Genomic DNA, 19,650 nt, shown 5'->3' with positions numbered 1-19,650 from the left:
GCTTCTAAAAACTTCGACTTGGTCATTTTGGTCTTGATTTTGGGGAGTCTTGTGGTAGTCATTTTGGATTCGGAGCCTAGTATTTACAGTGATTACCATCATGAACTTCTAATACTCGAGTGGGTCTTTACAGGACTTTTTACCATTGAATATGTCTTGAGAATATGGCTTAGTAAAAAGAAGTGGGGTTATATCTTTAGTTTTTATGGCTTGGTGGATCTGTTGGCAATTATCCCTACTTTTTTAAGTCTGATACTCACAGGGACTCAGTTTTTGGTGGTAATCAGGGCATTGAGGCTGCTTAGGGTAGTGAGGATTTTGAAACTTGGCCGATACATGAAGGAGGCGGAAGTATTGAAATCAGCACTTAAGGCAAGTAAGCTTAAAATCCAGTTGTTTGTAGGCACAGTACTGACCATAGTCTTGATAACAGGTACACTGATGTTTATTGTGGAGGGCCCTGAAAGCGGTTATACCAGTATAGGAATGTCTATGTATTGGGCCATTGTAACATTGACCACAGTTGGGTTCGGGGATATAACACCGGTAACTCCCTTAGGCAAATTTTTGGCTTCAATAATTATGTTACTGGGTTATGCCATCATCGCTGTTCCTACTGGTATTGTGACTTCAGAACTTACCTTAGCTAACTCCAAGACTAAGAAAAAGCAAGGGAAAGCTTGTAAAAATTGCAATAGCCAAGGACTTGACTTGGACGCTGCATTTTGTAAGTTTTGTGGAGAAAGGATTTAGTCTTCCAAAGCCAGGAATGTCATCCTCTGATCTCCATGCTTCCCATAAAGATAAAGTTTGTTATTGTCCAAATGATAGACTTTTGTTTCTCGCAGATTTTCAAAAAAGCGGGCTTCAAATTCATGAGCTGGTAATGTACTTGAAGCTGGGTTTGGGTGGTATTTTGTTGCTATTGTATCAATTAAAAACAAGAGTGTGTCAATTGTGAGCTCAATTTGGCCAAAGTATTCATAAGAAAATGTCCTGATATTAAAATCAAACATAGTTTTATTTTCAGTATTTCCATGAGACTCTAAAATATCAAGGGTGATCTGGAAAACATTGTCATAATCTTCTCCAGCTAAAGCAAATTCAGCCCATCTTGCCATACAAGTTAGCTGATCCAAATTGCCACTCTCAGCCTCTTGAAAAGCTACAAACTCCCATTTTCCAAACAAATCGAAATCCCCATCCACATCTGAAAGGTCAAAAGCACAGATATTCCTATTTTTTCTTGGAGTGACTTCTTCTGTTATTTCCTCATTGTTGGGAGGCTCATCGATCGTCCCGCAAGCGCATAAAACCAGCAAAATCCCAAAAACAGCAAAAGATTTCATAGCCTAATCTGTATTTTGACTAAATTAACAATATTAAAGCGGTTTATCAATTTTGACTATTAAGCACAAAAAAAGGCTGCTAGAGCCTTCTAAATCATGGGTTACTGGCTGAGGGCTTTTCGTCACCTTCAATAAATTGTCTTTGGATTTCGTCTTCTTCCTCTTCAGTTTTATCTTCTTTTTCCTCTTTGAAGAAAGAGTTTTGGAAAATTAAAATAATAGCTACCCCCACAAAGATGGCTGCATCCGCAATATTAAATATCGGCCATAGCGCCGTGTAACTCCCACCCCAAACTGGAATCCAGTCTGGTAAATATCCTTCCCAGATATCTATATAAAACATATCGATCACCTGTCCATGAAACCAAGGACTTTGGGCGTTATATGGTGCATTATTCAGCCATACACCGTAAAAAATACTATCAATCAGATTCCCAATGGCTCCGCCTAGTATCATTGAAATGCAGACAATATATGCGGTATTCATTTTTTTATTGATGATATAGTAAAGGTAATATCCAATACCAAACATGGCTACGAGTCTAAAAGTAGTCAAAATGAGCTTTCCATAATCAGAACCCAGTTGCATACCAAAGGCCATTCCTGGATTTGTAGTATAGTGAAGCTTAAACCAATCACCGATTACTTTAATCTGTCCCGGTGTGCCGAAATCCATTTGGTAGTGGACCATCAGTTTGACAGCCTGATCGATCAGGATTACCAAAAGGGCAATACCAAAATATTTGAAATACTTCATTGATATCAATTAAAAGCCACAGATATAAGGATTTTTTCAGAAAACACCTTTATCTGTGGATGATTATTTTTTTGTTAGGCTTTTTTGACTTTCACTTTAAGTTCAAAATCATCCATATCCAATATCCTGGCATCCGCCAAGCTTCCGTTGACATCCAACGAGAGTGCCTGCGTTTCTGTTTGGATATAGGCAGAGAAATTCTTCAATGCATTGTTGATCAATTGATCATGTTCAGCAACTTGAATGGTGATTTTGTCTTGAACTTCTAGACCCAAATCTTTTCTAAGGTTTTGGATCCTGTTTACAAAATCCCTCGCAACACCTTCTTGCTTCAGCGCATCCGTTAAGGTTATGTCCAAAGCCACTGTAAGGCCTTGGTCAGTAGCTACTGACCATCCTGGAATATCTTCAGAAGAAATCAGCACCTCTTCTAAGAGCAGTTCTAAACTTTCTTCTTCCACAGGAATCAGAATTTTCCCGTTCTTTTCTATCTCAGCGATTTCTTCCTGACCCCAATTCTTAATAGCAGCGACTACAAATCTCATTTTAGGACCAAGCTTTTTACCCAAAACGGGAAGGTTTGGCTTGACGCTTTTCACCAAGACTCCGGAAGCATCATCAATGTATTCTACTTCCTTGATGTTGACTTCTGATTTGATCAGCTCCTCTACATGTTCTAGCTGTCTCCTGATTTTGTCACTCAACACCGGAATCATGATTCTTTGTAAAGGCTGACGCACCTTGATCCCTATTTTTGGATTTTTCCGGAGTGAGTGCACCAAGGATGAAGTTCTTTGGGCCAAATCCATGCTCTCCTCCAAATCCTTATTGATCAATGAATCCTGTGCAGAAACCCAATCTGTCAAATGTATGGACTCTGCCATTGTTGAAGAAGCAGAAGCTGTCAGGCTTCTGAATAACCAATCAGCATAGAAAGGTGCAAAAGAGGACATCAATTGGGTAAGGCTGTACAGACATTCATAAAGGGTTTCGTAAGCGGCCTGCTTGTCGGTGTTCATTTCTCCTCTCCAGAATCTTTTTCTCGCCAACCTCACATACCAGTTTGATAATTGGTCTACAGTAAAGTTCATGATGGCCCGTGTTGCCTTTGTGGCGTCATAATTGTCCATGGCACCTTCCACTTCTGCAATCAGGGACTGCAGTTTGGAAATGATCCACTGATCCAATTCTGCCCTTTCCGATACAGGGATGGACTTGGACTTGTCATAAGCAAAGTCATCCAAGTTGGCATACAAGGCAAAGAAATTATAGGTATTCTGCAAAGTACCGAAAAACCTTCTCTGCACATCAGCAACTCCCTCAAGATTAAATTTCAGGTTGTCCCAAGGGTTGGCATTGCTGAGCATATACCACCTTAGGGCATCAGGACCGTATTCTTTCAGGGTTTTGAAAGGGTCTACGGCATTGCCCAACCTCTTTGACATTTTGTTCCCGTTTTTATCCAGCACGAGTCCATTTGCTATGACATTTTTGAATGCCACAGAATCAAACAGCATTCCTGCAATAGCGTGCAGGGTAAAAAACCAACCTCGGGTTTGATCTACTCCTTCAGCGATATAGTCAGCCGGGTAATTGGCTTTGAATACGTCTTCATTTTCAAAAGGATAATGCCATTGCGCATAAGGCATGGCTCCAGAATCAAACCAAACATCGATTAGATCTGATTCCCTGAACATTTTTTCACCTTTTGGAGAAACCAGAACTACATCATCCACATAAGGACGGTGAAGATCCATTTCTTTTCCTTCCCATGGGGAAGCAGTCATAAATCCTTTGGAAATAGATTTTTTTACCTCTTCCTCTAGCTCGGCTATTGAACCTATGCATTTTTCTTCGGTACCGTCTTCTGTTCTCCATATAGGAAGGGGAGTGCCCCAGAATCTTGACCTACTCAGGTTCCAGTCCACAAGATTTTCCAACCAGTTGCCAAAACGGCCAGTACCTGTTGCCTCAGGTTTCCAGTTGATGGTTTTGTTCAGTGCCACCAGCCTATCTTTATATGCTGTGGTTTTGATGAACCAGCTTTCTAGTGGATAATAGAGGATAGGCATATCAGTTCTCCAACAATGAGGATAACTGTGCTCGTATTTCTCTACTTTAAAGGCCTTATTTTCATTTTTGAGGATAATAGAGATGACGATATCTGTGTTTTTATAATCAGTGGCATTTTCATCGTCCTTGGAGTAATTTTTCACATAGAAATCATCAGCTCCAAACTCCTTATGGGCTTGTATGCCATGTTCTTTCATTTTTGCGGCAAGGTATTCACCTACCACTGGCAGAAATTTCCCCTGTTTGTCTACTACAGGGATTTCGTTCCCCTGCTCATCTTGTACAAATACTCCTGGTACATTATTTTGTGTCAAGGTCCTGAAGTCATCCGCACCGAAAGCCTTTGCTAAGTGTACGATTCCAGTACCATCTTCTGTGGTTACATAATCTCCGGATACTACTGTGAAAGCAGGATGCGGCAAAGCAATGTCTGCTATAGGGAACAATTGCTCATATTCCCATCCCAACATATCTTTCCCTTTGAATTCGCCAATGATTTCAAAAGGAATCAATTTATCTCCTGGTTTGTAAGAATCAAGTGAAAGTTCTTTTGCCTTGCTATTGAAGTATGAACCTATCCTCGCCTTGGCCAAGATGGCTGTCATTGGATCAAAAGTGTATGGATTAAAGGTTTTCACTTTTACATAATCCAGGTTTTCACCGATAGCCAAAGCGGAGTTGGAAGGCAAGGTCCATGGAGTGGTCGTCCAAGCTAGAATGTAGGTGTTATCCTCACCCTTCAACTTGAACTGTGCCGTGATAGAGGTGTCCTTTACATCCCTGTAACAGCCGGGTTGATTGAGCTCATGGGAACTCAAACCTGTACCAGCCGCAGGAGAATAAGGCTGAATCGTATAACCTTTATACAAAAGGTCTTTTTCATAAAGTCTCTTCAAGAGATGCCAAAGAGACTCAATGTATTTTGGCTCAAAGGTGATGTAAGGATCATCGAGATCTACCCAGTAACCGATTTTCTCAGTCAGGTCATCCCATTCATCCTTGAATCTCATGACCGTTTCCCTACACTTTTGATTGTATTCTTCTACCGAGATGGTTTTACCTATATCTTCCTTGGTGATGCCCAATTCTTTTTCTACCTGCAGCTCAACTGGAAGGCCATGGGTATCCCATCCGCCTTTTCTTTTTACCTGAAATCCTTTCAGGGTCTTGTAACGGCAGAAAATATCTTTAAGGGTACGGGCCATGACATGGTGAATCCCCGGAGTGCCATTGGCCGAAGGTGGTCCTTCAAAAAAAGTAAAGGTTTCTTCACCTTCCCTATTGCTGACGGATTTATTGAAAATGTCTTTTTCTTTCCAAAACTGCAGGATTTCTTCTCCTATTTCCGGATAACTAACCTGCTTGTACTCCTGATATTTTTTCACGGTATTCCTTGGTGTTTTTTTACCTGAGCCTCCACATATTTTCAGGGATGCCTCTTATAATCTTTCTGGATTTTCTACTTACTTTATGGAGCCTGAATCCTGCTTTACGCTGATTCTTAGGGAATGCCTAAAAAGTAAGCAGGCGCAAAGTTAAGATATTTTGGAGGATTAGAGGCAGAGAAATAGAAAATTGATACCAAAGCGTATCAGCACTCATTTTATTGATTAAGTTTAAGTAAACGTAGATCTATGAGCAAATCCATATTTGATCAAAATGCAGTTGACGAAGTCATCGCAAGAGTAGGGAAATTGAATGTTGCCGATAAAGCAATATGGGGTAAAATGACCGCTTCGGAAATGTTGGCCCATTGTAACCTTGCCCATCAGGGAATTTTGAAGGCTCCTAAGGCTGATAAAAATGGGGGATTTAAAAAGTGGGTGACAAAATTGTATTTTATTCATTGGATGAAGGAATTCCCAAAGGGAGCAAGAGGTCCCGGACGATTTGATATGAAAGATAAGGTGGATGTAAGCTTGTTTGAAGAAGAAAAATCCAAATTTGTTCATATTATTGGTAAATATGCCAAGGTAGAGCATCAGCTTGCCGGTTTTCATCCGCGATTCGGTAAACTCACCCACAAGGAATGGGGGATTTTTGTCTGGAGACACGTGGACCATCATTTGAGACAGTTTGGATTGTAGGTTGGGGTTTATTAAAATAAACCCCATCAATTTGAAATATCCGTAGTCTAATTACTTTTACACCTATTCCTGCTGGCAGGATATGATAATATTTTATAATGTAAATCACCTTATAAACCCAAACAGCCAAAGCGGAATCCGATTGAAAGATCCGATAGGTAAATCGGCGATGGCCAAAAATGAATTCGATTCACCTTTGATTTGAAAATCTGTTTTATTTTTACCCCCTACTTCTATGGTTAACTTATCATCTAGCAGGAAGTCCCCATTTTTTGGAAGACTTAATTGATGTCTTTCAGCTACTTGAGAATAAAAAAAAGTCCCCCGAAGGTTTCCAATATCTAAATTCGCACCCGCCAAAGCATAGCTGATATTTGTGTTTTCCAAATATACCTTGTCAGGTTTTTGGAGAATACTCGTGCTTTTACCTTCTGCAAAAAGACTGTTGATGATTTTCGCTTTTTCCAAATAATGCAGGTAAGTTGTGAGGGTATTTCTATGAATCCCTATTTTTTCACTCAATTTCGCAACATTTGGTTTGAACGGCACACTTTGAGCAATCAGACCCAGTAATTGATGGATTCTTTTGGTCTTATGGATATCCATACCTTCAATGAACTGAAGCTCTGTTTCTATGGTCATTCGGATGATTTGCTCAATTCTCAAATGGTAAGTTTTTGTCCCTTCCATAAAAAATGGATAATAGCCAAACTTAATATAGTCATCAAATTCAGCCAATGGGTTGATTTTCTCTAAAATCGAATTCGCTATATCTACATGGTTTGATATAATTTCATTGAGTTGAAAAATAGGCAGTTGAATATTTTTTGTGAAATTCAAATATTCCCTGAAAGATAAGCCTGTTAGATCGTACAAGACAGCTCTTCTGCTCAAATCAACATCCAACTTGAGCATATCTATCACGGAAGATCCTGTAAATACCACTTTTAATTCTTTATAAAAATCATAGGCATTTTTCAACTCTCTGGCCCAAGTGGGATATTTGTGCACTTCATCCAATACAAGAAATCTTCCACCAAAATGATAGAAACTTTCGATAGTTTCAATTAAAGAATGATTACTAAAATAAATATCATCTAAAGACCAATAAGCAGCACGATCACTCAAACCGTAAGCTTTCTTAAGATATTGTAAGACTAATGTTGACTTTCCGGTGCCTCTTGCTCCCAAAATCCCCACCAACCTACTGTCCCAATCTATCTCATCATACTTGCTCCTAATCATTTTCAAGCTGGTGGAGCTGACAATCAGCTTAGATTTTTGATTCAAATCTTCCATTTTGCTATTTTATTTAGCAAATTTAGAAATTAATGCTATTTAAAATAGCGAAAATAAATAATTAACTGTGAGAAATCTGCTACTAAACTCCCGGCAAAGCAATCCCTTTTACTTTTCTATAAAGTGAAAGGGCATACTTGTCAGTCATGCCGGAAATGAAATCAATCAAGGCTCTCAATAGAGGATACGCATTGGGTTTGGAATCCCAATTTTCCATCGGAAAATCCTCTGGAAGTAATCTTAAAATGCTCTTGTCTTTTCCTGAGTAGAGATCCGTTTGGAAGAATTTGTGGTTCAAGGCTTTTGAGAAAACCTCTAATAAGCCTTCCAATACCTGAAATCCTGCAGCTTCTTTTTCCAAAACAGGTTTAGAGCGATAGATTTTTCGAACAGACAGACTTGAAATTTTTTCCAAGACTTTGGCAGAAGGAATGATGTCTGTAATTGCTTGATCAAAGCTCCCTTCCAACATTTTTTCCTCGTGCTCACAAAATGAATTTACTGCTTCATCTATCAGCTGTCCGATAGTCATGGCCCTCAAGACAGCAAGCTTTTGGGAAGTAGTCTTATATTTTGAAAGTTTTTCCTCCTGAAATTTATTTCCCAAAATTTCAATAAGTAAGGCCAAGGTTTCTTCAAAGCTAACCAGTCCCAATGTACATCCATCTTCCAAGTCAATAATGCTGTAGCAAATATCGTCCGCAGCCTCGACCAAAAATGCCAAAGGATGCCTCACATAACTTTCAGGGCTTGAATTTTCAATTCCCAGTCTGTTAGCCAAGAGTTCATAATCGGTGATTTGGTCTGAAAAAAAGCCAAACTTTTTATGGCTTCTTCTTTTTGGATCTTTTTCGAAAATCTGAGCTGGTCTAGGATATTTGGTGAATGCGGCCAAAGTAGCATGTGTGAGCTTTAGGCCATTTTCTTTGGAAACCAGCATTCTGAATCCTTGAGCATTGCCTTCGAAACTGCACAAATCGGCCCACTCCAGTTGGCTCACGTAGGGTTGCCACACAAATCCATAAGGATGATGCTTGAAAAAATCAGAAATGGCCTCTTCTCCAGCATGGCCGAATGGTGGATTTCCAATATCGTGAGCAAGAGCTGCCGCAGCTACAATCGCTCCAATATCTGACGAAGAGATACCGTGGCCAGGTAGATTCGGGTACTTTTTGACTAAGTATTCTCCTGTTGTTTTCCCCAATGATCTTCCAACACTGGATACCTCCAAACTATGCGTAAGCCGGGTATGTACAAAATCATGCTCCGGCAAAGGAAAAACCTGCGTTTTATCCTGAAGGTTACGGAACGGAGCAGAAAAAATAATCCGGTCATAGTCTCTTTCAAATTCGCTTCGGCTTTGTGGTTCGGAAGGTGCGTTGTTTTTATTGAGGTCAAACCTGCCTCCTGCTAAAAGTTGTTCCCAGTTCATCATGCTCAAAAATACTAAAGCTACCCGATTGGCATCCATTAATTGGTAAAAAATATGTGGGACCCTTTTATTGGTATCAATTTTGGACATACGGGTTTGTCAACACCAAAATTTTATTCATAATGAAAAACAAACTATTTACTATGATGCTGGCTATGCTGGCATTTTTCGCCATGAGTTCCTGTGACCAACAGGAAAATTACAATACCATCACAGAAGGCAATGCTAAAGTAAACGTATTCCTGGTAGATGCGCCTGCTGACTATGAGGAAGTTTGGGTAGAAGTACTTGCTGTAAGAATCCTCCCAGCTGAAAATGATGAAAACACAGATTCAGAATGGGTACATATTGATCATGAGTCTGATGACAGAATGGTTAATTTGTTGTCATTGGTGGGCAATAATGAGGCATTTATAGGAAGTGTAGAAGTTCCTGCAGGAAGAGTTTCCCAAATAAGATTATTGTTGGGAGACAACAACTATATCATAAAAAACGGAGAGAGAATTGACCTCAAAACACCAAGCGCTCAACAAAGTGGCCTGAAGCTACAGGTAAATAAAGAGTTTGAATCTGGAAAAGAATATGATCTCATTATTGATTTTGATGCGGGAAGATCGATTGTGAAAGCTGGGAATTCTGGGAATTACATTTTAAAGCCAGTGTTAAGGGTAATTGCTGAGACAGCTTCTTCCATACAGGGGACAATATTACCTGTTGAGGCAGAACCAAAAGTTACAGCCTCTCACAACGGGGAATCATTCTCCACTTTTACGGACGAAAATGGTTTTTTCAGAATAAGGGGAATTCCGGCAGGTTCCTATTCGATTTTGATCGAGCCTAAAGAACCATATTTACCGGTGACTCTTGAAGGAATCACTCTCGACGAGGGACAATCTATCACATTGGACACCGTTACGCTAGAAGCTGAGGAAGAATAAAAAGTCAAGCCATTTCGAACTTTCGGAATGGCTTTTTTTATTCATCTTCATAAGAGCCCTCGATATTCACTTTCTTTTATAAATTTGTCATGTGAATAAACTTATTACGCTTCCACTTATTATACTTTTACTCTTTTCCGGGTGTTCCAGTGACGCAGAAAGAACCAATACTTTGGTCAATGTTTTCATTGTCGGGGCACCGGCAAATTTTGATGAGGTTTGGGTAGAGGTACTGGGAGTGGAAGTGCAGTCTGTTGGTACGAGAGGTCAGGACAATGCAGATCCTAAATTTTTTCCGAACGACCAGGTGATTAAACGCATCAACGTAGGTGCATTGGTTGGAGAGAGCCAATTTTTAATAGGCAGAGGAGAGATACCTTCGGGAAGCATTAATAACATCACTTTGAAATTAGGAGATGATAATTTTACAATTACGGAAGGGGAAAGAACAAATTTGGTTTTGATTGAAGATTCACCCTCTGTTGATATGAGTTTAACTGTAGATCCAGGATTGTCCATTGATTTATTTATTGACTTTGAGGTATTCAGATCCATCCGGACTGGCGAAGGAAGTAGTTTGGAGCTTAGTCCAAAAATACGTGCTTTTTCAAGCCTTAATACAGGAAAGATTTCAGGAGGAATAAGACCCCAAACCGAAAAAGTAATCTTGTTTGCTGTCCAAAGTAGGGATACAGTAGCTGCAACTGGAACTGTGCAGAATTCAGGAAATTTTCAATTTAGAGGTTTGAGTGGCAATCATAGGATAATTGTACAGCCATTGAGCCAAGCATTTCTTTCAGATACACTGAATAATGTCAATGTAGGTCCAAGGCAGACCACTCAAGTAGGGAACATCACGTTGAGACCGAGAGGAGAATAGGCGCATGGGAAAAGATGAAAGATATATGGGGAGGGCATTGGACTTAGCATTATTGGGCATGGGAAGTGTCAGCCCAAACCCAATGGTAGGTTGTGTCATTGTCCATCAAGATAAAATTATAGGAGAAGGTTATCATATGGCGTATGGAGGTCCACATGCAGAACCGAATGCTATTCATGCTGTCAAAGATTCCAATTTACTCAAAGAAGCCACGGCTTATGTGACACTGGAACCCTGTTCCCATTGGGGTAAAACACCGCCTTGTGCAGACCTTTTAATTGAAAAAAAGATCAAAAGGGTAGTGATAGCAGCAGTTGATTCCAACCCTCTTGTAGGAGGTAATGGAATCAAAAAACTAAAGGAGGCAGGAATTGAAGTACAACAGGGTGTCTTGGAGAAAGAAGCTTTAGAGCAAAATAGGCGATTTTTTACTTTTATAAACGAAAAGAGGCCCTATATCATCCTGAAATGGGCTCAAACGCAAGACGGTTTTGTGGCAAAAGAGGATTATGACAGTAAGTGGATCAGCAATTCTTACAGTAGGCAGATGGTTCATAAGTGGCGAAGTGAAGAAGACGGCATTTTAGTCGGCACTTTGACTGCGAAATATGACAATCCAAGGTTGAACGTGAGGGAATGGGTGGGAAAGAACCCCATTCGTATAGTGATAGACAGAAACCTAAGTCTTGATAAGAGTTTGCATCTATTCGACAAAACCCAGTCTACCCTATGCTACAATCAAATTGAAAACCAATCAGTCTCCAATCTTGATCATATTCTTCTCAAGAAAGGTTTTGACATGGAGGATGTTTTGGAGGACCTATATGAACGAAAAATCCAAAGCGTTTTCGTAGAAGGAGGGGCAAGGATCCTAAATAATTTGATTTCAAAGAACCTATGGGACGAGGCAAGGGTTTTTACAGGGCCTGTCAGTTTTGGGAGAGGAATCGAAGCTCCAACAATCCTTGGTTTGCCCTATCAGGAGACAAACATAATGGGAGACAAGCTTAAAATTTATAGAAACATCAATCACTAGCATCATGGCTGAATCCATTTATATTCCAACTGCTGCCACAAAGGCGGTAAAATACGAATCAATATTACCTCAAGTGGATGCATTGATTTCTTCTGAAACAGACACCTATGCCAATCTTGCGAATGTAGCGGCTGTTTTGAGAGAGGCGTTTGGTTTTTTTTGGGTAGGATTCTATTTGGTAAAAGAGGAAGAATTGGTGCTTGGTCCATTTCAAGGGCCATTGGCTTGCACCAGGATTAGAATGGGTAAAGGTGTCTGTGGTACTGCTTGGGCAAAAGCTGAAACCCAGTTGGTGCCTGACGTGGAGGCTTTTCCTGGTCATATTGCCTGTAGCTCTGCTTCCAAATCAGAAATTGTAGTTCCTGGCTTCAAAAAAGGAAAAGTATGGATAGTGCTGGACGTGGACAGTGACCAATTGGGTGATTTTGATTCGGTAGATCAGGAGTACTTGGAAAAACTGATGCTTTTAGTAGATAAATACTGTTAACTTAAGTCCTTATTTCACTTCCCACTTCTCGATATGCTGCGGCTCAAAGGCCTCCATTTTTTCCAACAAATCTACAGGGTCGGAAGAAACAATAAGCAAGTTGAGTTGTGCTTGATGTAAGAAACCTTCTTTTACCGAATGGTCTAAGAATGCAATAAGTTTATCATAATAACCATTGACATTGAATAGGGCAAGCGGTTTTCTGATGTAAGCCAGTTGATTTAGTGTCATGATTTCAAAAAGCTCTTCGAAAGTACCAATGCCTCCGGGCATTGCAATAAAACCATCCCCTTTTTCTGCCATCAACCATTTTCTGTCCCGCATGGTTTCTACCACAATGAGTTCTGTGCATCCCTGATGTGCAACTTCTATGTCCACAAGTTTTTGAGGAATGATACCATAGACTTTTCTGTCTGACTCTAGCATGGCATCAGCTATTACTCCCATCAACCCTACATTTCCCGCCCCATAAACCAGGTCAATTTCCCTTTTTATCATTTCTTTAGCCAAGGAAAGTGCACCATCACTGTAGGCGCCTATGCGGCCTTTGTTAGAACCGCAATACACAGTAATTTTTTTCATATCCAAATATAGGAGTTAGAATAGAAAGGGAAAACGAAAAAAACCTGTCTCAGACAGGTTTTTTATTTAGCGCATCAACAAGTTCACGCTTGAGTTTCCGCTCTCTATCAAGTGTATTTTTTCTATGCTGCTCAAATTCTTCAATGGTTTCTTCCAGGTCTTTTCTTGCTTTAGAAATTACTTTGTGGCTTTGACTGTATTGAAAAAGGAAAAACAAGAAAGCCCCCAAAAGAACCAAAACAATAGTCCACATGATGCTGCTATAAGCTGATTTATGGATGGGCATACCCAGAAACTCAAAGCTGTCTCTTGCTTCCTCGGCATTGGCGAGCTGCTCTTGGACTTCGCTCATTTGAACTTCCAAAACATTGATTTGGTCCTGTCTTTCCTTTAGATCACTCTTGACAGTGACCAATTGGTCTTTGAACACATTTAAAGAATCAGTGACATTTTTTCTGATTTTATCAAGATTGGTACGCTTGACCACTTTATATTCTTGAAAATTATTCGAAACTGAGTTTAAATAATCAAACTGACTTGAAATAGTACCGGAATTTAAAGAGGGAGCCGGAGTTTCATCTTGTGCATTTGCATTGATACAATATATAAAAAAAGTAAATAGACTGATAAATATGGATTTTTTCATTCTAGACTGGTGGATTTTGTACTATCTATTATTCAATATTCTCAGGGAAATCCTGATTTTGTAAGGTTAGCAATAAATATGCCTTTTTATTACCGGTTTATCAAAATAAGAACGTGGAAAAATATATTTTTTGATCAAGTAAGGGGGTTTTTAACAGCTTTTCCGGCTAACACAAGGAAAAAATGCCAAAATTTATAGGTCTGGGACTTGGCAAAGTGATATGGTTTTTTGAAATTATCGCATTGATACTTCTCAATTATGGTAGAAAGCGAATTTTTATTAAAAATCGGAGATTACTTCTTTTTGATTTTCCATACTGCATTGGTTTTATTTAATCTTTTTGCTTGGTTGCACAAGCCTTTATTGAAGTGGCATTTTTTCACCATAGTCATCACCTTTGCTTCTTGGGGAATTTTGGGTATTTGGTATGGATTAGGCTATTGCCCATTGACAGATTGGCACTTTGAAATCTTGAGAAAACTGGGAGAATCAGATTTACCGAATTCCTATATCAACTACCTGTTCCAAAGAATTTTCAGCTTTTCACTTCCAAGTGACATGGTGGATGCTCTCACCTTAGGTTTTTCGTTGGTAGCGCTAGGTATATCCATTTATCTCAATTTTTTCAAAAAGAAAAGCAAAACCTAATACATTCCTAAGCTATTTTCCAGAAGATAAAAGGGTCACCCCCCTTTCAGACGCACTGTAGTTGTACTGGGAATCCAAATTGATTTAAAATTCTTCAAACCTGTATACATTTTTATCATCGATTTTATCGATTCATTAATATTTATAACCTAAAATTAAATATAATGTAAATATTAACCATTTTTGTTAGAAATATTTTAAGGGGAAGAATGTTTTATTAACTTTGAATCATCAATAAAGACAAAAGGTCTTTCAGATAACAAAATTGTAGGATGATGAAATTGGCAAACATGCCCCCCTGTCTCGGGGGTGGGGAATCAGGAATAAAGCAAATAGCGAGCTCGTATTTTGCCTAACTGCCCTTTGGAGGTTCGAGTCCTTCTCCTACAGCCAACCCAAATATGATGGCATAAGGCTATCAAAATATTGAAAACACTTACAATGTAGGATGATGAAATTGGCAAACATGCCCCCCTGTCTCGGGGGTGGGGAACCAGGAATAAAGCAAATAGCGAGCTCGTATTTTGCCTAACTGCCCTTTGGAGGTTCGAGTCCTTCTCCTACAGCCAACCCAAATATGATGGCATAAGGCTATCAAAATATTGAAAACACTTACAATGTAGGATGATGAAATTGGCAAACATGCCCCCCTGTCTCGGGGGTGGGGAACCAGGAATAAAGCAAATAGCGAGCTCGTATTTTGCCTAACTGCCCTTTGGAGGTTCGAGTCCTTCTCCTACAGCTGGTTATTTTGGGTTTATTGTTAATTGACTAAAGCTGTGAAATGTATTCACGGCTTTTTTACTTTAATGGGGGTTGATAATATATTATAAATCAGTTGATTTTACCTTAGCTGCAATAAGTGCAGGTCTGTAGGAAGCCAGAAAAGTAATGGCAATAACGGCAATACTTGTCCATAAAAAATCTGTCCAGATGATCTTTACAGGGTAACTGTCAATGATAGATGAGCTTATACCCAGTGTTACAAGTCCAAAATTATCCTGCACCCATACTATCGCAAAACCTATCACCAAACCTATCAGAGCTCCGGAAAATGCAATGATGGCCCCTTGTTTGATATAAATTTGCTTTACAAGTTTGGCCCTTGCCCCCATGGCAAAAAGTATTGCAGTATCTTTTTTCTTTTCTATCGCCATCATGCTCAAAGAAAAGAAAATATTGAAAGATGCAATTGCAAGAATAAAGCTAAGGGTAATGAATACAAATAGCTTTTCTATTTGAATGGTCCTGAGGATGCTGGCGTGCTGCTCATCAGTATCCTTCACTGAAAACCCCTCTCCTAAATGCTCTCTTAATCTTTTTTTGACGGTATTGATTTTAAATCCTTCTGCAACCTTGATTTCCAGCGACGTTCTTTTTTGGCCATAGTTGAGTAGCTTACTCACAAAAGAAATGGGGGCAATGATATAATTATCATCAAAATCCTTCTCTATGCTAAAAAATGCAGCTGGCTTGATAATATCTCTATTATAAAGTTGATTAGGGTCTATAGATCCAGCACTACGAGGAGCTTTCGGATAATATACCTGTAGCAATTCAAATTCATTATCAAGGTCTATAGAAAGAAAAAAGCCCACGCCTCTTCCTATAATTGCGCGAGGTTGTATATCCGTACCCAGATCTAGATCTCCCCATACATACCCTTCTGCAAACCTATCTGGATCTTCAAGATAGGCTGCTGATACGCCTTTAATTTTAGCCAGATGTTGGTTGTCACGATATTTGAAAAGAGCATTGTCTTCAATTACTTCAGTCAATAAGGCCACGCCCTCTAATTCCTGAATACTACGGAGCCATGTTTCATCTACTTCAAAAGATTTTCCAATAGCTGCCTCTACCTTGAGTTCTGCATCAAATGAAGCATAAAGGCTTCTGACCAGATCCTCCAAGCCATTGAAAACCGATAAAACCACGACCAAAGCCATAGTACCTACCGCTACCCCAATCATTGAAATCCTGGATAGAATGGTAATAAAATTTCGCTTCTTTTTACTGCGAAAATATCTGGAAGCTATAAAAAAGGAGACGTTCAAAGGCGTATGAGGTTAATCTTCTTCCTCTTCTTCCTCATCAGAAGATTCAGGTATATCCAATTTGGAGATGACGGCATCCATATGCTGCGCATAAGAAGCTGACTCGTCCATAAATAGGGCAATTTCAGGTACTATCCTGACGCTCTTGCCAATTCGATTTCCGAGATGCTTTCTCAATTCACTTTTTCTGTCATTCAATTTTTCGAAGACAGCCTTGTCTTTTTCTACCAAAAAGCTGACGTAAACTTTTGCCAAGCCAAGGTCTGGGCTGACCAGTACTCTAGCCACGGTGATAAATGCACTGCCTATTAAGTGGCGGCCTTCTTTTTGAAAAATCTCACCAAGTTCTTTTTGAATCAGTTTACTGTATTTTTGTTGTCTTTTACTTTCCATATCAGATTAAAGTTGGTACAAATTTAGTGAATTAAATGACTAACCTTTAATTTCGGGAGTTCTGATTGTTCCACCTCTCATCCTTCGATAGATTTTGATTAGTTTTTTTAGAATTAATGATCCTTTTCGCCTTCTGGCCATCCTGGCTTTAATGGTATTGATGAGTGGAATTTATTTACTGTTCCTAGACTTGCCCACCCTGCAATCCGAAATGATCTGGATGTTGATCGGGGAACGTATGGCTGAGGGTAAACACATGTATAAGGACATCCTGGATGATACCGGCCCTTTAGCAGCGGGAACCTACTGGATTCTTCACATTGTTTTCGGAAGATCAATCATTGTGTATAAAGTAATAGCAGGATTGATTGTTTTCATTCAGATAGCATACTTGAACAGCCTCTTTATGCGGTACAAGTCTTTTGATGAAAACACCTACATCCCTGCATTTGTAGTACTCATCCTATTTTATTGCTCCTTTGATTTGGTTACGCTTTCACCTGCCTTACTGGGAAGTACTTTTATAGTTTTTGCTTTAGGACAATTGTTTGCTCAGACGGTCTTGCAGAAAGAAGGTTCGGATTCTGTTCTTCTTGTGGGCCTCTTGGCTGGAATCGCCTTATGTTTTCATTTTCCTTTGGTGATTTTCCTCCCCTACTTGATATTGGTCGGAGTGGTGGTAAGTAGTTTCAGTTTTCGACAATTACTCCTTTCTCTGATAGGATACACAATTCCGATAGGTATTTGTGGGCTTTACTATTTCTGGATAGATGCTTTGCCACAGTTTGTGGTAGAATATATCCTTACTGGCAGGTTAGGAGAGGTATATGTACATGTCAGTTATCAAGACCTTTTATTTTTATATGTAACCCCTTTATTCTTTGGGGTAATTGGGATTTTCCTAGGTTCCCTATTCAAATCATTGACAGTCAATCAACAAAAACAACTGCAGCTGATGCTGATTTATCTGGTTTTTGCGGCAAGTTCTATTTTTCTTGTTAATAGGAGAACACCTTATCAGCTGTTAATTTTGATACCTCCCTTGGCATATTTTATTTCTATGTTTTTTATTTCATCCAAAAGAGACTTTATCACCAAAATACTCTCTATAGTTTTTGTAATTGGCATTCCACTGATGGGGTATGCCTGGTGGTTTTGGAAACATGATCAGAAGGTCCTACAAGAATATACAGTGAGTTCAAAACAAGAACACGAAATCAGCAGAGGCAAAAAAATCCTTGTTTTGGGAAATGACCTGGGTTATTACAAACATGCAAAACAGGTCACACCTTATCTGAATTACTATATTTCAAGAGATGTACTTGCTGATTTCGAAGATTTCAAGGACATGGCAGATGCTTATAGAAACTTTTTGGAAGAAAAACCTGAGTTGGTTGTGGATGAAGATGGTATTTTTCAAAGCCTTCTTCAGCGCATTCCCCTTCTCAAGGAAAAATATAGAAGATCCGGCAAATTCTATTTTTTAGAGGAATAACCTGCTAGTCCCAAACAAGAATTATTATTCTAATAATGCGACAGTAGTTTGAAATTGAGGGAGATATCCTGTATTTTAAATGAATGGTTTGGGGCTGAAAAGCATTTGATTGTTTTTATAGTAAGATAATTGTTTATCAGTGTTCACGACATGAATTCTCTTTTGGGTGATCCTTTATTTGTGTAAAGAATGCGTCCTGATCGATTTCATTGGTAAAATCCACGCCAAAAACTATAGGCACGGTTTTCATTTCCCAGATCTGTAAAACAAATTTTAAACTTTAACCAGAGGTTTATCATGGAAACCAAATTCGGATTTGCAAAAATGACAATAGAGGAATTCACCGAATGGCTTAGCAAGCAAAGAGTGGCACGCACCATTCTCAATGTACAACAACACCATACCTGGATTCCCAATTATTCTCATTTCAATGGTAAAAACCATTTTGAAAGGCAGCAGGCAATGAAAAACCACCATGTGGGTGTCAATGGTTGGGCGGATATTGGTCAGCATTTTTCTGTGTTTCCTGACGGTGCCATTGTTTCAGGTAGGTCTTTAGAACGCGTACCTGCGTGCATCACCGGACACAATGCCCATTCCATTTGTCTGGAACATGTGGGTAATTTTGATAAAGACGGGGACACCATGACAGAGCCGCAAAGAAATGCCATCATCAAAATGACAGCAGCAATCTGTAAAAAATTCAACTTACCTGTCAACACCAATAGCATAATTTACCACCATTGGTTTGAATTAGGAACGGGCCTACGCAATAATGGCAGCAGAAATAATAAATCCTGCCCTGGGACTGCTTTTTTTGGAGGCAATAAAGTTGACAATTGCGAAGAGACCTTTCTTCCTTTGGTGAGAGAACAGTTGGGCGATTTTGATGTGGTCAAAACCAAAAATCCATATATCAACTATGTCCTTGTCACCGCAAGCCGTCTGAATGTCAGGACACAGCCAAATGGTAGGTCAAGTTTGGCCAATAACCGTTCCCCTATTGAATTGGGGGCTATTTTGAGGGTGTATGGCAAAACAGATGGTTGGTTAAAAATCTCAAACTCTCAAGACCATTGGGTTTCGGGAAGGTTTACAAAAGAGGTAAAAAGAGCAACTGTCAATGCCAGTGTTCTCCGCGTACGCTCAGGTCCGGGGACAAATTTTAATGTAGAAGGAAATCTAAACAGAGGAGAGGAAGTCTTTATCGTGGCAGAAAAAAATGGTTGGTGTAAGATTGGCTTCGAGGAAAAGTGGTTGAGCAGTGATTTTTTGGATTTTCATTAACCAAAGCCATTGCATCATGGGCGTAAAATTCAAAAAAGGAGAACCCACACATTGAAAGTATTTAAATCTTTTTCTTATGACCTTTTGGGTGGACGGGAAAGTGCACTTATGTTTTCTCAGTATTGGAATTAGCTAATACTTTATATTTGTAGACCTTCGGGATTTTTAAAAACCCCAAAGGTTGTTTAGTACATTAGGTTTTTAGCT

General features: G+C 39.4%; 18 protein-coding genes and 2 tRNA genes. 11 read left to right on the top strand and 9 right to left on the bottom strand.

Going from position 1 to position 19,650, the window contains the following annotated elements:
• A partial coding sequence (locus EA341_RS08440) for an ion transporter (protein WP_293012944.1) occupies positions 1 to 753 on the top strand: 753 nt, incomplete at its 5' end.
• Here the strand turns inward: EA341_RS08440 and EA341_RS08435 are convergent.
• The 3 genes from EA341_RS08435 to ileS form a co-directional block, all read right to left on the bottom strand.
• Positions 750 to 1,349, bottom strand: coding sequence for a hypothetical protein (locus EA341_RS08435; protein ID WP_293012942.1), 600 nt, complete (start codon positions 1,347 to 1,349; stop codon positions 750 to 752). The two genes, EA341_RS08440 and EA341_RS08435, sit on opposite strands and share 4 nt — an antisense overlap.
• A gap of 94 nt (positions 1,350 to 1,443) precedes the next feature.
• The gene (locus EA341_RS08430; protein ID WP_293012940.1) at positions 1,444 to 2,106 is read right to left on the bottom strand and encodes a lipoprotein signal peptidase; all 663 of its coding nucleotides are present in this window, start codon (positions 2,104 to 2,106) and stop codon (positions 1,444 to 1,446) included.
• 74 nt (positions 2,107 to 2,180) lie between these two features.
• The gene (gene ileS, locus EA341_RS08425) at positions 2,181 to 5,564 is read right to left on the bottom strand and encodes an isoleucine--tRNA ligase (RefSeq protein ID WP_293012939.1); all 3,384 of its coding nucleotides are present in this window, start codon (positions 5,562 to 5,564) and stop codon (positions 2,181 to 2,183) included.
• 249 nt (positions 5,565 to 5,813) lie between these two features.
• Here ileS and EA341_RS08420 point away from each other — a divergent pair, with 249 nt between their 5' ends.
• Positions 5,814 to 6,266, top strand: coding sequence for a DUF1569 domain-containing protein (locus tag EA341_RS08420; protein ID WP_293012938.1), 453 nt, complete (start codon positions 5,814 to 5,816; stop codon positions 6,264 to 6,266).
• A gap of 105 nt (positions 6,267 to 6,371) precedes the next feature.
• Here the strand turns inward: EA341_RS08420 and EA341_RS08415 are convergent, their stop codons facing one another.
• Entirely contained in the window at positions 6,372 to 7,565 is a 1,194-nt protein-coding gene (locus EA341_RS08415; protein WP_293012936.1) for an AAA family ATPase, read from the bottom strand.
• 82 nt (positions 7,566 to 7,647) lie between these two features.
• Positions 7,648 to 9,000, bottom strand: coding sequence for a dGTP triphosphohydrolase (gene dgt, locus EA341_RS08410; RefSeq protein WP_293012946.1), 1,353 nt, complete (start codon positions 8,998 to 9,000; stop codon positions 7,648 to 7,650).
• Positions 9,001 to 9,119: 119 nt separating this feature from the next.
• Between dgt and EA341_RS08405 the strand changes: the two genes are divergently transcribed.
• From EA341_RS08405 to EA341_RS08390, 4 genes are all read left to right on the top strand, one after another.
• The gene (locus EA341_RS08405; protein WP_293012934.1) at positions 9,120 to 9,935 is read left to right on the top strand and encodes a DUF4382 domain-containing protein; all 816 of its coding nucleotides are present in this window, start codon (positions 9,120 to 9,122) and stop codon (positions 9,933 to 9,935) included.
• 91 nt (positions 9,936 to 10,026) lie between these two features.
• Positions 10,027 to 10,815 carry a DUF4382 domain-containing protein gene (locus tag EA341_RS08400; RefSeq protein ID WP_293012932.1) on the top strand — a complete coding sequence of 263 codons (789 nt, stop codon included), beginning with the start codon at positions 10,027 to 10,029 and terminating at the stop codon, positions 10,813 to 10,815.
• Positions 10,816 to 10,819: 4 nt separating this feature from the next.
• Positions 10,820 to 11,851, top strand: coding sequence for a bifunctional diaminohydroxyphosphoribosylaminopyrimidine deaminase/5-amino-6-(5-phosphoribosylamino)uracil reductase RibD (ribD, locus tag EA341_RS08395; protein WP_293012931.1), 1,032 nt, complete (start codon positions 10,820 to 10,822; stop codon positions 11,849 to 11,851).
• A gap of 4 nt (positions 11,852 to 11,855) precedes the next feature.
• The gene (locus EA341_RS08390) at positions 11,856 to 12,338 is read left to right on the top strand and encodes a GAF domain-containing protein (protein ID WP_293012930.1); all 483 of its coding nucleotides are present in this window, start codon (positions 11,856 to 11,858) and stop codon (positions 12,336 to 12,338) included.
• A 9-nt stretch (positions 12,339 to 12,347) separates the two neighbouring features.
• Here the strand turns inward: EA341_RS08390 and EA341_RS08385 are convergent, their stop codons facing one another.
• Both EA341_RS08385 and EA341_RS08380 read right to left on the bottom strand, forming a co-directional pair.
• Entirely contained in the window at positions 12,348 to 12,920 is a 573-nt protein-coding gene (locus tag EA341_RS08385) for a TIGR00730 family Rossman fold protein (protein ID WP_293012929.1), read from the bottom strand.
• A 49-nt stretch (positions 12,921 to 12,969) separates the two neighbouring features.
• Positions 12,970 to 13,566, bottom strand: a complete 597-nt coding sequence (locus EA341_RS08380) for a hypothetical protein (RefSeq protein ID WP_293012928.1) — start codon at positions 13,564 to 13,566, stop codon at positions 12,970 to 12,972.
• 258 nt (positions 13,567 to 13,824) lie between these two features.
• On the opposite strand from EA341_RS08380, the gene EA341_RS08375 reads away from it, so the two are divergent.
• The 3 genes from EA341_RS08375 to EA341_RS08365 all read left to right on the top strand — a co-directional run bounded on the left by EA341_RS08375 (position 13,825) and on the right by EA341_RS08365 (position 14,783).
• The gene (locus EA341_RS08375) at positions 13,825 to 14,214 is read left to right on the top strand and encodes a DUF2784 domain-containing protein (protein WP_293012927.1); all 390 of its coding nucleotides are present in this window, start codon (positions 13,825 to 13,827) and stop codon (positions 14,212 to 14,214) included.
• A 266-nt stretch (positions 14,215 to 14,480) separates the two neighbouring features.
• Positions 14,481 to 14,607 (top strand) — tRNA-Asp (locus EA341_RS08370).
• A 49-nt stretch (positions 14,608 to 14,656) separates the two neighbouring features.
• Positions 14,657 to 14,783 (top strand) — tRNA-Asp (locus tag EA341_RS08365).
• A gap of 258 nt (positions 14,784 to 15,041) precedes the next feature.
• Here EA341_RS08365 and EA341_RS08360 read toward each other — a convergent pair.
• Both EA341_RS08360 and rbfA read right to left on the bottom strand, forming a co-directional pair.
• Complete coding sequence (locus tag EA341_RS08360) at positions 15,042 to 16,268, bottom strand: FtsX-like permease family protein (RefSeq protein ID WP_293012926.1); 1,227 nt, start codon at positions 16,266 to 16,268, stop codon at positions 15,042 to 15,044.
• Between the two features lie 12 nt (positions 16,269 to 16,280).
• Positions 16,281 to 16,661 carry a 30S ribosome-binding factor RbfA gene (gene rbfA / locus EA341_RS08355; RefSeq protein WP_293012925.1) on the bottom strand — a complete coding sequence of 127 codons (381 nt, stop codon included), beginning with the start codon at positions 16,659 to 16,661 and terminating at the stop codon, positions 16,281 to 16,283.
• 160 nt (positions 16,662 to 16,821) lie between these two features.
• On the opposite strand from rbfA, the gene EA341_RS08350 reads away from it, so the two are divergent.
• Together EA341_RS08350 and EA341_RS08345 are read left to right on the top strand one after the other, a co-directional pair.
• The gene (locus EA341_RS08350; RefSeq protein WP_293012924.1) at positions 16,822 to 18,156 is read left to right on the top strand and encodes a hypothetical protein; all 1,335 of its coding nucleotides are present in this window, start codon (positions 16,822 to 16,824) and stop codon (positions 18,154 to 18,156) included.
• Positions 18,157 to 18,453: 297 nt separating this feature from the next.
• Complete coding sequence (locus EA341_RS08345) at positions 18,454 to 19,443, top strand: SH3 domain-containing protein (RefSeq protein WP_293012923.1); 990 nt, start codon at positions 18,454 to 18,456, stop codon at positions 19,441 to 19,443.
• Positions 19,444 to 19,650 lie beyond the last annotated feature (207 nt).

This window comes from Mongoliibacter sp. (genome assembly GCF_007692705.1).
GTDB lineage: Bacteria > Bacteroidota > Bacteroidia > Cytophagales > Cyclobacteriaceae > Mongoliibacter.
The sequence above is the reverse complement of the archived record's forward strand: the minus strand, read 5'-3'. Positions and strand labels throughout refer to the sequence as shown.

What these genes read in the sequence shown, in the direction of transcription:
- EA341_RS08435 (WP_293012942.1), bottom strand. Translation starts at nt 1,349, where the DNA reads ATGAAATCTTTTGCTGTTTTTGGGATTTTGCTGGTTTTATGCGCTTGC.
- EA341_RS08430 (WP_293012940.1), bottom strand. Translation starts at nt 2,106, where the DNA reads ATGAAGTATTTCAAATATTTTGGTATTGCCCTTTTGGTAATCCTGATC.
- EA341_RS08420 (WP_293012938.1), top strand. Translation starts at nt 5,814, where the DNA reads ATGAGCAAATCCATATTTGATCAAAATGCAGTTGACGAAGTCATCGCA.
- EA341_RS08415 (WP_293012936.1), bottom strand. Translation starts at nt 7,565, where the DNA reads ATGGAAGATTTGAATCAAAAATCTAAGCTGATTGTCAGCTCCACCAGC.
- dgt (WP_293012946.1), bottom strand. Translation starts at nt 9,000, where the DNA reads ATGATGAACTGGGAACAACTTTTAGCAGGAGGCAGGTTTGACCTCAAT.
- EA341_RS08405 (WP_293012934.1), top strand. Translation starts at nt 9,120, where the DNA reads ATGAAAAACAAACTATTTACTATGATGCTGGCTATGCTGGCATTTTTC.
- ribD (WP_293012931.1), top strand. Translation starts at nt 10,820, where the DNA reads ATGGGAAAAGATGAAAGATATATGGGGAGGGCATTGGACTTAGCATTA.
- EA341_RS08390 (WP_293012930.1), top strand. Translation starts at nt 11,856, where the DNA reads ATGGCTGAATCCATTTATATTCCAACTGCTGCCACAAAGGCGGTAAAA.
- EA341_RS08385 (WP_293012929.1), bottom strand. Translation starts at nt 12,920, where the DNA reads ATGAAAAAAATTACTGTGTATTGCGGTTCTAACAAAGGCCGCATAGGC.
- EA341_RS08380 (WP_293012928.1), bottom strand. Translation starts at nt 13,566, where the DNA reads ATGAAAAAATCCATATTTATCAGTCTATTTACTTTTTTTATATATTGT.
- EA341_RS08375 (WP_293012927.1), top strand. Translation starts at nt 13,825, where the DNA reads ATGGTAGAAAGCGAATTTTTATTAAAAATCGGAGATTACTTCTTTTTG.
- rbfA (WP_293012925.1), bottom strand. Translation starts at nt 16,661, where the DNA reads ATGGAAAGTAAAAGACAACAAAAATACAGTAAACTGATTCAAAAAGAA.
- EA341_RS08350 (WP_293012924.1), top strand. Translation starts at nt 16,822, where the DNA reads ATGAGTGGAATTTATTTACTGTTCCTAGACTTGCCCACCCTGCAATCC.
- EA341_RS08345 (WP_293012923.1), top strand. Translation starts at nt 18,454, where the DNA reads ATGGAAACCAAATTCGGATTTGCAAAAATGACAATAGAGGAATTCACC.